The sequence below is a fragment of the Candidatus Accumulibacter contiguus genome (genome assembly GCF_012940005.1).
GTDB classification, from domain to species: Bacteria; Pseudomonadota; Gammaproteobacteria; order Burkholderiales; family Rhodocyclaceae; genus Accumulibacter; species Accumulibacter contiguus.
This window is the reverse complement of sequence record NZ_SPMX01000036.1, coordinates 1-13,710: the sequence shown is the minus strand read 5'-3', so window position 1 is coordinate 13,710 and position 13,710 is coordinate 1. Positions and strand designations below refer to the sequence as shown.

The window sequence follows — 13,710 nt, the reverse complement described above, 5'->3', positions numbered from 1 at the left end:
ACGGAAAGCGACATGCTGCCTTACCGGGCGCAGCAGTTGATTCCCGCGGCCGGGGTGCTGGTGCTCGCCCCCCATCCTGACGACGAGGTATTCGGCTGTGGGGGTGCGCTTGCGGCGCATGTCGCCGCGGGCGTTCCCGTGCGCGTCGTCATCCTCACCAACGGCGCGCTGTTCGGCGACCCGCACACGCGGTTGAACGAAAGCTGTACAGCGGGCCGTTTGCTGGGCTATGGCAAGCCGGAAAGCTGGAATTTCCCGGATCGCGGCCTCGAGTATGGCGAGCCCCTGGTGGCGCGTTTGCTGGCGGCCATCACCGCCAGCGCTGCCGATCTGGTCTATGCGCCGTCACTACGGGAAATCCATCCGGATCACCGGCAACTGGCCATGGCCGCTGCCGAGGCCGTGCGCCGAGTCGGCGGAGCGCTTCGCCTCGCCCAGTATGAGGTGGGCGTACCACTGCGTCCCAATCTGTTGCTCGACATCACCCCGTTCGCGGATCTCAAGCAACAGGCCATGGCGTGTTTCGTTTCCCAACTGCGGCATCAGCGCTACGATGAGCACATCCTGGCGCTGAATCGCTACCGTACCTATACGCTGACGGCGGAGGTCCGCTTGGCTGAGGCCTATGCCCTCGTTTCGGCACAAGCACTGTGCGAGAATGCGCTGCTCGATCTGGTTGAGCCGGAATACGTCTTCCAGGCGCGACTGGGATTTCCATGCTCCAGCCAGGACGTGCCACTCGTTTCGGTGGTCGTCCGCCGCCCCGCCGGGTCGGACCTGCGCCTGAGCCTGGACAGCCTGGCTTTGCAGACCTACCCGAACATCGAGGTGCTCCTCGTGGATGGTGACCCTGGGCTGCCGGCGCTGCCCGGCAATTGCGGTCGTCATCTCCTGCGCCAGATCAGGACGAACCGTTGCCTGTCTGCAGCCGCGGCTAGCAATGTCGGATTCGACGAGGCCACTGGTACGTACTGCCTGGTTCTCGATGCGGGCAAGTCGATTCCGCCGGAGCACGCCAGCAGCCTGGTGTTCGCGCTGCGCAAGCAATCGTCCTGCCATGTCGCTTATGCCAGCGCACCGCAACGAGAGGGAAATGCCTGCCAGGCGAGCGGGGAGGGTATCGACTGCGACGCGGTACGCCTCCTGTGCCGACCCGATATCCCTTTGCGGGCCGTACTGTTCGATCTTTGTCTGGTGAACAAGGGCTGTCGCTTCGACGAGTCCCTTGAAGGCCAGCAGGATTGGGATTTTCTGTTGCAGTTGAGCCTTGCCAGCGCATTTCTCCAGGTGGCTTGCGCTGACCCATTCCCGGACGATCCGGTCAATGCGCGGGAACCCCCTGAACCCCCTGAACCTCCTTCCCTGCTGGCGATGTGCGAACGCTGGAGGACGCGCTGCTCGTCGGCGCAACTCGCGTCGCTGATGCGGCGAGCCTGCGACCCTCCGCAGTTGGCGGTACTGCGCCGCCAGATGGCCGAACTGCAGCTAACCATGGAAGAGAAAAGTCGGTTCCTCGTCGTGAGGGATCGCGAGTTGCTAGAGTGCCGGAGCACCGTCGAGAGTCTGCGCATCGAACTCGACGAGAGGGACTTGCGGATTGCGGAACTGCGCCTGCAAGTCCAGGAGCACGAACGACAGCGAGCAGAAATGCTCGCCAGCCATAGCTGGAGGATCACCCGTCTGCTGCGCTGCCTGTCCGCCGCTTGGCGGGAATGGTGCAGGAAATAGGCCGGGACAGCATTGACTAACAGTCATGACCGTTTGGTCGGTCAGGTCGATCCTGATCCGCGAGAAGATGCGACTATCGAAGGCGCACGCGGACTGGCGGCCCTGATGGTCCTGGCGGCTCACTATGCACACCTGTTTGCGGCGCAGAGCTGGCTGCTTCGCTTAGCCACCACGGGCGTCGATCTGTTTTTCGTCCTCAGTGGCTTTGTTTTTGCTCCTTACCTGCTGGGCAAACCCTTGCCGCTCCTGCCCCACCTGGTGCGACGGTTCTTCCGGCTGTATCCGCTCTACCTTGCCGCACTGATCGCTTACGTACTGCTGCATGATCCACCCGCCCAGGCCTGGGAGCACTTCCCTGTCCACCTGTTGATGCTCCACACTCTCTCGAAGGAGACCGCCTTCTACTACAACCCGGCGTTCTGGAGCCTGCCACCGGAGGTGGAGTTCTACCTGCTCCTGCCACTGCTCGCCACCTTGGGAAGAAAAGGGAGATTTGCTGCAGTGCTGGGGATATCGCTCGTGGTCTACATGACGCTGGCCCTGATTCCGGGCAGCACCGATTTTACCTCCTGGCGTCAGATCGCCGGCGTTCATCTGCCCGGCCTGCTGCCGGAATTCCTGTTGGGTGGGGTGGCTTATGCGGTCAGCCAGCGCCACCTGTCGGTACGCCTGCAGTGCTTGCTGCTCTTCGCCGGAACCAGTTGCCTCTGGCTGGTCGCCTGCGTCTTCAAGGCCTTCGTCGTCGATGCCGAGGCGGGAAGCGTGGTGCCGCCGTGGATCGGCGGCAATATCGGTCTGCTGGCCGCATTGGGCTATGCCCTGGTGCTGGCGGCCCTGTCGAAGCTGCTGGCGCAAGCCAGGGGGCCGGCCACGCCTCTCCTGCTCGTGGCCGGCTCACTGAGTTACGGCATCTATCTCTTCCACAACCTGATGCCGGTCCTGCTGCGCCGGATCTGGCCAAGCCTGGATGGCGCCTGGCTGGCGCTTGCCGCCCTTGCCTTCACCCTGGGACTGGCGACGCTGGCTCACTACGGGCTGGAACGGCCCTTGCGGAATTATGGTCGGCAGATCAGCCGCTCCCTGCAGCCCGCTCGAAGCTGAGATAGCGCAGTTTTCCCGGCAAGGCCGGATGCGCAAGTGCCAGCATATAGCGGCCGGGCTCAAGTAACTGCCAATCCTCCGGGGTGAATGATACGGCACTGGCCGATAGCGGCCGGAAAGCGGCGGGGATCATCATTGGCGATGGGCTCCAGGCGACGATGTGCGCGCCATCGAGATGCGCATCGAGTTCGGCCGCGTCGCTGATCGAGGCATCGAGGCAATCCCCCCATTCCTCCCAATGTAGCGGCTGGCGGAGTCGCTCCAGCAGAGCCAGCTGACGCGTCCAGCGGTGGAATAGCGGGTGGCGCTTGCGGAAATAAATCATCCGGGTTTGTGCCATCAGCGGCGCTTTCAATAGCTTGTGGCGATATTCATGCACTGCCGTGGCAGCGGGGACCACTGCCAGCCGGTAGCCGGTCTGTCGCAGACGCCAGGCAAGGTCCGTGTCTTCGTAGAACATGAAATAGTCCGGATCGAACAGGCTTCCCGTCGCCAGCACGGCTTCCCGCCGGAGCAACAGCAATGCGCCGGCCAGGAACGGCGTTTCCACCGGCCGAGGGCTGGCCATCTGCCGCTGCATGCGCGAGAGGTAGAGCCGGAAAGCCGTTCGGCAAAGCCGGGGATACCTGCTGGCCAGCGCCAGGGAGATTTCCGCCAGAGGCGATTGAGGAAAGGCCGGGGGCAACAGAAAACGATGGTCGCGATCCCAGAAGGTCCTGGGAGCAACCGCCGCCAGCCGGGGATCGGCTTCGAGGGCATCGACAAGGGTCTCCAGATCCCTGGGCGAGAGCAGTGCGTCCGGATTCAGCAGCAGGCAATAGGGCGCGCTCGATTCGGTAAACGCCAGGTTGCACCCCCGGCCAAATCCCAGATTCTTTCCCGGCAGCAACAGCCTTGCCCAAGGCATCTGGCGGATGCCATGCGCCAGCGTCCCGGTTTCCACAGGATCATCGCTGTTGTCCACCAGCCAGAGTGTGCCGAAGCGCCACGGCATGAGGGATTGCACGGCTTGCAGAGTGTCTGCAGAAGACCGGTAGTTGACGATGATGACATCAACGCGCCTGGATGAGGACATGGAAGCTATCGGTGCTGAGGCTCTGGAAAGCAACGGTCTGCCCGAAACCGGCGGCCTGGTCCAAAAAGGCCTGGAGGTTTTCGGGCAGGGGGGAAGGACAATCCCGCCACCGGGCCACCTGAAAGCCCGCATCTTCGATCAGTTTCTCGAGGCCCCTGCGCGTGAAGAAACGCAGGTGCCCGACGCAGAGAATGCCCACTGGTTGATAGTCGAATTCTCCCTGCAGCAGGTCCTGGACAACCGACCAGTGACCGACGTTGGGCACGGCAAGCAGCACGTGCCCCCCTGGCTTGAGTAGACTGTGTGCCTTGCGGAGGGCAGCCAGGGGGTCGGCGAGGTGTTCCAGCACGTCCAGGAATGCGATGCAGTCGAAGGTGGTGATCTTCTGCAGTTGCTCGAAGGGCCCGCAATGGACGGTCAATCCCCGCGCCATTGCCCGTTCTCCTGCTGCCGGGTTCAACTCGGCGACGGTGGCCTGGCCGCCGAAGCGCTCGACGAATGCCGCCGCGAATCCCCCTTCCCCACCCCCCACATCCAGCAGCGAGTTTGTTCCGGCAGGCAGCAGGTCGAGCATTTCCGCTCGCGTGTTCTGCTGGTAATCGGACCAGGAATGAATGAATGTTCGCTGCGCCAGCAGGGCACGGGGACCCAGGATCTCCGGGATACGCTCCCAGGTGACGGCCTCGTCCTGGGCGACGACCTGACGCAAGGCTTCAATGGTGATCATGTACAGCCACGGGGCCTGACCGGTATACGCTCCCGCGGCCGGAAGCCTCGAGCGACGGGCGACATGGCGGTCGAAACCGGGGCGGCTGGCATAGTCGACGGCCACCGCTCCGGCGCTTCTCGGATCGGCAGGCAGAGCACAGGCGACCTGGCCGCCAGGGGTCAGGCCGAGCAGTTCATCGACCAGGTTGTCCGCAACGAGCACGGCCGGGTCGAGAATGACCAGGATCCGATCGGCGTGGCAGAATTTCAGAAAATGGGCCGGCGGGATCGGCCGGTTGCCGGCGCCTGCATGCCACCAGCGATCGGCATGAATCCGCCGCCGCAGTTCCCTGTGACCCAAAGCGAACTCCTCGGACAGGCGCAGGGTGCCGCCATCGAACAGCAATACCTCGAACACGTGCCTACTCCTGATGAAGCGCTGCTGGTCCACCGGTGCAGGAAATACCCTTGTTTGGTCCGGACAAGTGGACATCAGGCAGCCTGGTGTCCGGTGCCACGGGAAAATGGGCCTGCACAAAACGCTCCACATCGCCAGGTTCGCTGATGTGGAAGCAGGGGGTGGCCAGCGGGAGATGGTGACGCCACTTCGTTTCAAAGATACGGGCATCGGCGATGAGACGATCAGCGAATTCCCTCGTCACCGGGCCGCTCGTCGGCGTATCCGACCAGTGTTCGCAACAGCAGTCCACGACAGCCGCTGCCCAGCCCCCTTGCCTGGCAGCAAGTACCAGGTCCGTGGCATAGAAATGGTATCGTAGTGCGGGATCGAGGATCAGCCGGCTATCCGTTCGCACCGCCACGAGCACTTCGTCCAGGCTGGCTGCTTCGCACGGCAGCTCTTGCGGCTCCCTGAGAATCCTGCCCCGGTCCAGGACATGTCCGGCCCGTCGGCCCAGCAGGTCGATCCCGTAGACTCCGACGACGGCCAGCTTGGGTATCACCCTCTCTGCCTGTGCAAGTGCCGCCAGAAATCGACGATCCCAGCCTTCCGGCAGGAAGACATCCTGATGCACCCAGACCAGCCAGCCTTCGCCGCTGCTGTGGTCCATTTCCTCGTTGAAAGCCCTGGCAGCGGAAGGACTGTCGAAATGGATCGCCAGCCGGTAGCGCCGCGACTTCAAGCACTCGGATGCCAGCAAACGCTGCTGTAACACCTCCGGATCGGATGCGCACACCACGAAGGCCAGCGGCCGGGGAACCATGGGCATCTTCTGAATTTCAGCCATCTTCCCGCATCTCTTCAAATGGTCGATTGTACTGCCTCCGTCCGAGCGATGGCGAAAGTACTCTGCGGTGTGCGCTGCGCCGCGAGAAAACCGCGCAGAATGCGCACTACTGGTTAAAATGCGCCCATGCTGGCCATCGCGCCTGCCACCTCAGCATGTCGCACATGAGCCCGTTGCCCGAACAAGAACGCTTTTCCCCTCTGGTTTCCATCCTGATACGCAGCATCAAGCGGATGCCTCTGCTGCAGCAAGCACTGGCGTCGCTTGCCGGGCAAAGTTACTCCCGGATCGAAATTCTGGTCGTGGCGGCGCTGCCCGGGCATCCGGACATGCCAGCAGCCTGCGGCCCGCATCCGCTGCGCCTGCTGCCCACCGACCGACCCCTGCATCGCTGTCGCGCCGCCAACGCGGCGCTCGAAGCGGCAAACGGCGCCTACCTGCTCTTCCTGGACGATGACGACTGGCTCCTTCCCGATCATCTGGAGAAGCTGGCGGCAGCGCTGACGGATTCGCCCGAATTGCTGGCCGCCTATACCGGTGTACAGCCTACCGATGAGGATGGCCAAGCCAAGGGCGCCCCTTTCGATCTGCCTTTCGACGAACTGCGCCTGCTTGCGGGCAACTTGATGCCACTGCACGCGGTACTTTTCAGGCGCCAGGTCATCGATCTGGGTTGCCGTTTCGACGAAAACCTGGATCTGTTCGAGGACTGGGATTTCTGGCTCCAGATTGCCCGTCACTCCCGCTTCGTCCATGTCCCCGGCGTTTCCGCCTGTTATCGCATGCACGCAAGTTCAGGGGTGCATGCAATTGCGCCATCTATCGGCCCGGCCTATACCCGCGTCTATGAAAAGTGGCGGCACCTGTGGAGCGAAGGGCAGATTGCGGGAATCATGGCGCAGGTGTGGAACTACCCCGAGCTGCAAAAACGCATCACCGGGCAAGAAGAGCGCATCACTGGGCAGGAAGAGCGCATCACCAGGCAGGAAGAGCGCATCATCGGGCAGCAAGAACGCATTACCGAGCAGCAACGCCTCATCATTCAACTGGAAGAGCAAATCTCGGCGCTGCAATGGCAAGTCCGGACACAAGGCCAAGTGCTCGATGAAAGGCAAAAACATATCGAGGCGATCTGGCGGAGCAGCAGTTGGCGAATCACCAGGCCGCTGCGCGGGGTGCGCAAGGCGATCACCTACCTGCCACTATTGAACCAGGCTGTGCGCAACCCGACGCGTGCCTGGCGATTTCTCCAGCGCGCAGCATTGCAGACGCGCGACTGGCAGGAATTGCAGCAAAGCCTCGACGGAAAAGTCCGCGCCGGCACCGACTACCACACCTGGATCAGCCGCTTCGAACCCGCTCCCGAATCCTATCCGCGGCTTCGGCAGATTGCCGACTCATGGCAGCAGCCTCCGCTCATTTCCGTGCTGATGCCCACCTACAACTCTGATGTGGCCCTGCTCGAAGCGGCCATCGACAGCGTGCTGGGCCAGGTCTATCCGCATTGGCAACTGTGCGTCGCCGACGACGCATCCGACTCACCGGCGATCAAGGCCTTGCTCGAACGTCACGCCGCGGCGGATCCGCGCATCCAGGTGATCTTCCGCCCGGTCAACGGCCATATCTCTGCCGCCAGCAACTCGGCGCTGGCGCTGGCGAGCGGCGACTTCGTCGCTCTTCTCGACCACGACGATCTGTTGCATCCGCTGGCCCTGTGGTTCGTTGCTCAGTGCGCTATCGAGCATCCCGAGGCGGGCTTGATCTACACCGATGAAGACAAGCTTGCCCCCGACGGCCAGCGCTGTGGTCCCTATTTCAAATGTGATTTCAATTACGAACTGTTTCTGGCGCAGAACATGCTCTCTCACCTGGGGTGCTACCGGCGCTCCCTGCTGAACGAGATCGGAGGCTTTCGCGAAGGCTTCGAAGGCTCCCAGGACTACGATCTTGCCTTGCGCAGCATGGAGCGCCTGCGGCCGGATCAGATGGTCCATATTCCGCGCGTGCTCTACCACTGGCGAATCGTTACCGGGAGCACGGCAAGTGACATCGGCGAAAAGCCGTACGCACTGACCGCCGCCCAGCGGGCGCTGAGCGAGCATTTGCAGCGTCGAGGGATTGCCGCGGAAGTCATGCCCGCACCGGAGATTCACCTCCACACCAGGGTTCGCTTCCCGGTGCCAACGCCGGCGCCGCTGCTGAGCATCATCATTCCCACGCGGGACCGGGCAAATCTGCTGCGTCTGTGCATCGAATCCATCCGCATGCGCAGCACTTACGTACCTTACGAAATCATCGTCATCGACCACGGCAGCGAAGACGCAGACACCCGCCAATGGCTCGATCGCTTGCGCCAGAGCGGCATCGGGGTGCTGCAGGCCGATGGGGAGTGCAACTTTTCACGCTTCAACAACCAGGCGGCGGCGCAGGCGCAGGGCAGCTTGCTCTGCCTGATGCACGACGACATCGAAATCATCACGCCGGGCTGGCTGGAGGAAATGGTTTCCTTCGCCGTGCAGGACGGCGTCGGTGCCGTCGGCGCCCGCTTGTGGAACCCCGGGCAGCGCCTGCAACATGGCGGAGTCATCCTGGGTATCGGCGGCGTGGCCGGGAATTCCTTCCTGAATTTCGAGCGGGGAAATGTCGGCTATTTCGGCAGGGCGGCCTTGCACCAGTCGCTGAGTGCGGTCAGCTCGGCCTGCATGGTCGTACGGAAATCTGTTTTCGAGGAAGTGGGCGGATTCGACGAGCGGCTCGCGCTGACATTCCATGACATCGACTTCTGCCTGAGGATTCGGCAGGCGGGTTATCGCAACGTCTGGACGCCTTATGCAGAAATGCTCCATTACGAGTCGGCCAGCCAGGAGCAGGAAACGAGGCCCGAAGCACGCTTTGCCCCGGAAGTGGCGTTCATGCAGGACCGGTGGGCAGACGAACTGGCCGCCGACCCGGCCTATTCGCCCAATCTCACCCTCGACGCCAATGATTTCAGCCTGGCGTGGCCGCCACGCATTGCCGATCCGTGCGAACTCGGCGTATGGTATCGTTAAAATTTCGGAGATGAACCATGACTACTGTGGAATCCCTGGAACAAGCGATTGAACAACTATCGCCAGCAGAACTTGCCCGTTTTCGTCGCTGGTTTTCTCGGTTCGACGCGGATGCTTGGGACGCGCAGATTGAAGCAGATGCCGCCGCTGGAAAGCTGGACGCTCTTGCCGAGGAAGCTCTTGCTGAATACCGTAATGGTCAGGCACGCGAGATTTGAAGCATTTTACGTCGCGCCGCTTCTGGCCATGTTTTGATGCGTTACCCGAGGACATTCAAGAGCTTGCACGTCGTAGCTTTGCTTTGCTCAAGCAAAATCCAGCGCATTCATCGCTTCAATTCAAACGGTCATGACTTTTCCAGGCACCCCCGATCATGAAAGTCATGACCGTTTCCCTCTCCCCCCGACCCCTCCCCCGCGAGGGGGGAGGGGAGATTTGTGAGTCGCTGACGCGACTTTCACAGTAACCGGTCTGTTCAAGGCGTTTCAGGAGTGTCCGCGTAGGGCTATCGGGCACTCGGCGTACCCGTTCCCGAGGGTGTTCAATGGTTCTGGATCGGAAGGGTGTGAATGAAAGTGTTGGTCGAAGTGCCATGTTCAATGGAGATGCGTTGACATCGGTGATCACCCCTCCCCCCTTGTGGGGGAGGGGTTGGGGGAGAGGGGGCCATCGTTGCACACGAATTCGTCAAATCCTTGCGAAAGCACATAGCCAGAGCCGTAAGTCTGCTCTGCTGGCATCTGCGAGGGCATGGACGCCCCCTCTCCCCCCAACCCCTCCCCCGCGAGGGGGAGGGGAGCCATCGGTACCTCCCAACACTTTCATTCACACCCTTTTCAGGGCATTGGCCGCATCAGGGGGGGCACGGCCCCGATCTCGGGAAGGTCATGGCAAGCCTGCACGTTTTCCTATCCCGACGGCCTGTGGCACGGGCGGCGGTATGCCTCGCCGGCGTCGGGCTGGCGTCGCCCGCGCTCGCCGGGCTGCCGTGCCTCAATCCAGCGATCGTCACGCCGGCGCAGGGGTCGCGCGAATCCTCGACGAGACCGATGATCGCGTGGCGCGCGGCCGCCGGTGTGTCAAGCTATCGCCTCCAGCTCGTCAGCCGCGAACCGGAAGGCCGGACCCTGGCCAGCATCGACAGCCTCGTCAACGACACCCGTTTCCTGCCGCCACAGGCGCTGGCCGATGGCTTGGCGCGGGTCAGCGTGCGCGTCACGAGCCTGTGCCCGGAGGGTGCGCCACCGGCGCCATCGCCTGCCCGCGAGCACCGCTTCCTGATCGACGCGCGCTCTGCCTGCGCGGTCAGTGGTCTGACCCTTGATTCGCTTGATGCGGGTGAAAAGCGCATCCGCTGGGCACCGACCCCCGCTGCCGGCGGCTACGAGATATTCAGCTACGAGGCGATCGACGGCAGGCTGCTTTTCCGGCTGGAGACGAGCGAACCCACCGTCGTGACGCCAGCGGTCATCGCCAGTCCCGTGCTCGTCGCCGTTCGCGCGCGCTGCGGCGAAGTGTTCGGACAACTCGGCTACCTCGCCTACTGAACGGCGGGATGCACCGGCTCGCCGCCTGCCGGGAGGCGGTCACGGCCGAGGCCGCGCTCGAGCACGCGTCGACCGACCCGGCGGCCGAGTCGCAGCCCCTCCTCGTTGTCGCTACGAAAGTGGATGCCGCCGTACAGGCGCGACATCGCCGCCTCGTCGGCGGCGGCTCGCCACTCGTCGGCCTGCTCCGGAAAGTAAGCGGCGAGCACCTCGGCAGCCGCGCTGGAAACTGCCGCATGACCCGAGACGTAGCTCGGAAACGGTGGCGTGAATAACCAGGGCAGAAAGTCCGGATCGAGCTTCTCGCGGATGACGTTGACCGGCCGCACGCTCCAGTGTTCGAACTTCGCCTGCCAGCAGGCGATGAGCGCATCCGCCATCGCCACATTGAGCGCGGCGAACACGCGCGCGGTCTCGGCCGTGCCCAGGGCGCGCTGGGACACCCACTGCATCGCTTTGCGATTCCAGACTCCCGGCGGCGTCACCGAACCCCGGTCGAGGTTCCACTCGTCGGCGATGCGCTTCTGCTCGACGCTCAAGCGGCGCGCTACCCGCAGCACCTCGCGCGCTTCTTCCCAGTAGCGCTCGCTGCCGAAGGGCGGCGGCGGTGGCGGCTGCATCTCCCTGCCGTCAACCAGCGCCCAGGTTCGCCATTTACCGGCCAGCGGCTCGCCCGGATTGGCGAGATTGAGCGGTGGTGCGGCGCGCCAGATACGTGGAGCGGGAGGCGGACGGTCCGCCGGGTTCCAGGTCGCATCGCCGCCATCGTCGAGGGCCCGCCGGATCGCCGCGGTGGCGGCGCGGCGGCCGGCTGCGCGCGCCAAATCGAGCGTCTGCGGCGACATCCGTGCGCTGGCGGCGACGGCCAGGATCGCGCCGATGCCGATCGCTTCCAGGCGCCCCGGCGATTCTCGCGGGTAGAAATGCGCCAGTACGCCCGCCGCCGCTGCATGCACGGCCACCGCCTGGGCGGCTTCCTCGCTGCTCGTCGCCGCCAGACCGACGATGGCGTCATGGGCCGCCGCGTGCAGGTGTGCGAGCACGCGCGCCGCGCGCAGCGGGTTCTGCTGATATTTGACGATCAGTTCGAGGGCAAGACGGTTCCAGGGCAGCGACGCGGGCCCGCTTGCCCACTGCTGCACGAGCGCCTGATCCATGAAACGCTGGCGGATCGGATCAGAGGTCGCCATCGTCAGCGGCGGCAAGGGGGCGATTACCGGCAGGCTGACGTCAGCGGCGTCGGAGATCTCGGGCAGCCACTTCCGCCAATGGCTCGGGTCGGTCAGCGGACCTGCGGAATCCGCGCCGCGAGGCAGTTCCACCGCCAGGCCAGCGACGCAGAATAGCAGGCATAGGCCAACACCGGCGAGCGCGCGGATCAAACCCACCAGGGTGAGCCTCCGTTAATGTGAAAGTCGCGTCAGCGACTCACGAATCTCCCCTCCCCACTCGTGGGGGAGGGGTCGGGGGAGAGGGGAATGGTCATGACTTTCATGATCGGGGGTGCCTGGAAAAGTCATGACCGTTAGCCGAAAGGCTTTACGCCGATCAGCCAGGCATGGCCGTAGAAGGCAAAGCCCAGCCAGCTGACGAGGCCAATGCCGAGCACCAGCGCATCGCTGGCCCAGCCGCGCACCGGGTAGGTCCGTCCGGCAATCCGGTCGCGGCGCCGCAACGAGACGAAACTCGCCACGGCCCAGACGAGGAAGGCGCCGAACAGGGTCGCGTCGGCCAGACTGCCGTTGGCCAGCAGATGTGCCAATGCCCAGAGCTTGACACCGGCGACCATCGGATGGCCGACCTTTGCCTGGATGTGGCTGCCGGGCACGAAGGCGGCGACCAGCAGAATGAACGCCGGCAGGGTCAGCAGGGCGGCCAGGTGGCGAATCCCGCGCGGCGCCAGCCAGAGGACCGGGGAATCCACGTGTGCCAGGCCATAACCCCAGATGATCAGCGCCAACCCGAGCGCCGAGACGAGCGAGAAAACGCCTTTCCAGCGCATTTCGCCGAGCCGGGCGAGTTGAGCATCGCGCCAGTCGCCGGCGACGATGCGTAGCGAATGAGCGCCGAGGAAAATGATCAGTCCGATGACGAGATAGCTCATGACGGTCTCCCGGCCTTCGATGACGCGCTGTCAGGGTTGCTCAGCATGCTGGAACAACAGGGTGCGCACTTGCAGATCGATCGGTGCGGCAGACAGGGTATTGAGTGCCTCGTTGATGGCTCGATTACTCCGGCGGAATGCGCAGCACCTGGCCGGGATAGATTTTGTCCGGGTGAGTCAACATCGGCTTGTTGGCTTCGAAGATCAGCGGGTACTTGTTGGCGTTGTCGTAGTGCTGTTTGGCGATCTTCGACAGATTGTCGCCGGCGACGACGGTGTAGAAGGTCGCTTCAGGTTCGCTCTGATCGACCGACAGCATGTCGTTGACCTGCGATACACCGGTGACGTTGCCGCAGCAGAGGAGGATTTTCTCCTTGCTGGCCTGGTCGCCGGCGACTCCGAAGACCGTCGCCGTTCCGCTTGCACCGTCAAAAGTCACCGTCAGGCCGGTCACCGGCAGGTTCTGGGTGTTGATGTAGGCCTCGATCGCGTCCGCGGCGGTACGGTTCAGCTCGTCGAGGCGCGCCTTGGCCGCCTCGTCATCGGGAGCACTGGCCAGTTCGGCCGACGCCGCTTCGGTATCTTTGGCATGAAAAAGCTTCTCGCCTGCTTCCTTGACGAAATCAAAAAAAACCCATGTCCTTCTCTCCTGAAAAAGCGGCGCATGCTGGCGCCGGAAACCACGATTGATGGCTACCCTCGTTGGCAGACCCAAACCAGTCTAGCAGCTCTGAAAGCATTCTCAAACGGTCATGACTTTGCAGGACACCCCCGATGATGAAAGTCATGACCGTTTCCCCTTGTATGCTTCGTTTTGTGGTTTTTCGTTCGTTCAAGAGAGGAGATGAAGTCATGGCTGGAAGGGTGTCAAGAGGACCGTGGAATAAATGCGAGAGAGGTATTTTTCTCTTGCGTTTATGCCGCGAAAGCCTCTTGACATCCTGTAAGCCAAGTACACTTGAGGCAGGGGCTGGGGAGGGGTTGATCATCCCCGGCCGCTGCCTCACGGCGAGTGCGGGGTTTGGGGCAGAGCCCCAAGGTTTAGGTCGTAGAGTGCCACGGAGGTGTGGTGGAAACGAGTTCGGAAGGCGACGCACAGCCCGACGCCCCTCTGGGACATCAAGCCCGTGGGAGAGCACTTGGCGTGCAT

At 63.2% G+C, this 13,710-nt stretch carries 11 protein-coding genes; 5 read left to right on the top strand and 6 right to left on the bottom strand.

All coding sequences use genetic code 11. The features are described from left to right. The first annotated feature begins 12 nt into the window (after positions 1 to 12). Positions 13 to 1,728, top strand: a complete 1,716-nt coding sequence (locus tag E4Q08_RS13010) for a PIG-L family deacetylase (RefSeq protein ID WP_169070689.1) — start codon at positions 13 to 15, stop codon at positions 1,726 to 1,728. Between the two features lie 12 nt (positions 1,729 to 1,740). Continuing rightward, a complete protein-coding gene (locus tag E4Q08_RS13005; protein WP_169070688.1) occupies positions 1,741 to 2,829 on the top strand; it encodes an acyltransferase family protein in 1,089 nt (362 codons plus the stop codon). Here E4Q08_RS13005 and E4Q08_RS13000 read toward each other — a convergent pair. From E4Q08_RS13000 to E4Q08_RS12990, 3 genes are read right to left on the bottom strand one after another with little or no spacing between them, the layout of a single operon-like run. Then, positions 2,798 to 3,904: a glycosyltransferase family 2 protein gene (locus E4Q08_RS13000; RefSeq protein WP_169070687.1), complete on the bottom strand. Its 1,107-nt coding sequence runs from the start codon at positions 3,902 to 3,904 to the stop codon at positions 2,798 to 2,800. The two genes, E4Q08_RS13005 and E4Q08_RS13000, sit on opposite strands and share 32 nt — an antisense overlap. Beyond that, positions 3,882 to 5,030, bottom strand: coding sequence for a class I SAM-dependent methyltransferase (locus tag E4Q08_RS24810; protein WP_169070686.1), 1,149 nt, complete (start codon positions 5,028 to 5,030; stop codon positions 3,882 to 3,884). Before E4Q08_RS24810 ends, E4Q08_RS13000 begins: the two co-directional genes overlap by 23 nt. Positions 5,031 to 5,034: 4 nt before the next feature. After that, the gene (locus tag E4Q08_RS12990; RefSeq protein ID WP_169070685.1) at positions 5,035 to 5,859 is read right to left on the bottom strand and encodes a glycosyltransferase family 2 protein; all 825 of its coding nucleotides are present in this window, start codon (positions 5,857 to 5,859) and stop codon (positions 5,035 to 5,037) included. A gap of 164 nt (positions 5,860 to 6,023) precedes the next feature. Here E4Q08_RS12990 and E4Q08_RS12985 point away from each other — a divergent pair, with 164 nt between their 5' ends. The 3 genes from E4Q08_RS12985 (at position 6,024) to E4Q08_RS12975 (ending at position 10,456) form a co-directional block, all read left to right on the top strand. Then, positions 6,024 to 8,909, top strand: a complete 2,886-nt coding sequence (locus E4Q08_RS12985) for a glycosyltransferase (protein ID WP_169070684.1) — start codon at positions 6,024 to 6,026, stop codon at positions 8,907 to 8,909. Between the two features lie 17 nt (positions 8,910 to 8,926). Then, positions 8,927 to 9,127 carry a hypothetical protein gene (locus E4Q08_RS12980; RefSeq protein WP_169070683.1) on the top strand — a complete coding sequence of 67 codons (201 nt, stop codon included), beginning with the start codon at positions 8,927 to 8,929 and terminating at the stop codon, positions 9,125 to 9,127. Positions 9,128 to 9,796: 669 nt separating this feature from the next. Next, the gene (locus E4Q08_RS12975; protein ID WP_169070682.1) at positions 9,797 to 10,456 is read left to right on the top strand and encodes a hypothetical protein; all 660 of its coding nucleotides are present in this window, start codon (positions 9,797 to 9,799) and stop codon (positions 10,454 to 10,456) included. Here E4Q08_RS12975 and E4Q08_RS12970 read toward each other — a convergent pair. The 3 genes from E4Q08_RS12970 to lysM all read right to left on the bottom strand — a co-directional run bounded on the left by E4Q08_RS12970 (position 10,450) and on the right by lysM (position 13,251). Then, the gene (locus tag E4Q08_RS12970) at positions 10,450 to 11,844 is read right to left on the bottom strand and encodes a vanadium-dependent haloperoxidase (RefSeq protein WP_169070681.1); all 1,395 of its coding nucleotides are present in this window, start codon (positions 11,842 to 11,844) and stop codon (positions 10,450 to 10,452) included. The two genes, E4Q08_RS12975 and E4Q08_RS12970, sit on opposite strands and share 7 nt — an antisense overlap. Positions 11,845 to 11,981: 137 nt before the next feature. After that, positions 11,982 to 12,560 carry an NnrU family protein gene (locus tag E4Q08_RS12965; protein WP_034916768.1) on the bottom strand — a complete coding sequence of 193 codons (579 nt, stop codon included), beginning with the start codon at positions 12,558 to 12,560 and terminating at the stop codon, positions 11,982 to 11,984. A 124-nt stretch (positions 12,561 to 12,684) separates the two neighbouring features. Further along, complete coding sequence (gene lysM / locus E4Q08_RS12960; protein WP_169070737.1) at positions 12,685 to 13,251, bottom strand: peptidoglycan-binding protein LysM; 567 nt, start codon at positions 13,249 to 13,251, stop codon at positions 12,685 to 12,687. Between the last annotated feature and the right edge of the window lie 459 nt (positions 13,252 to 13,710).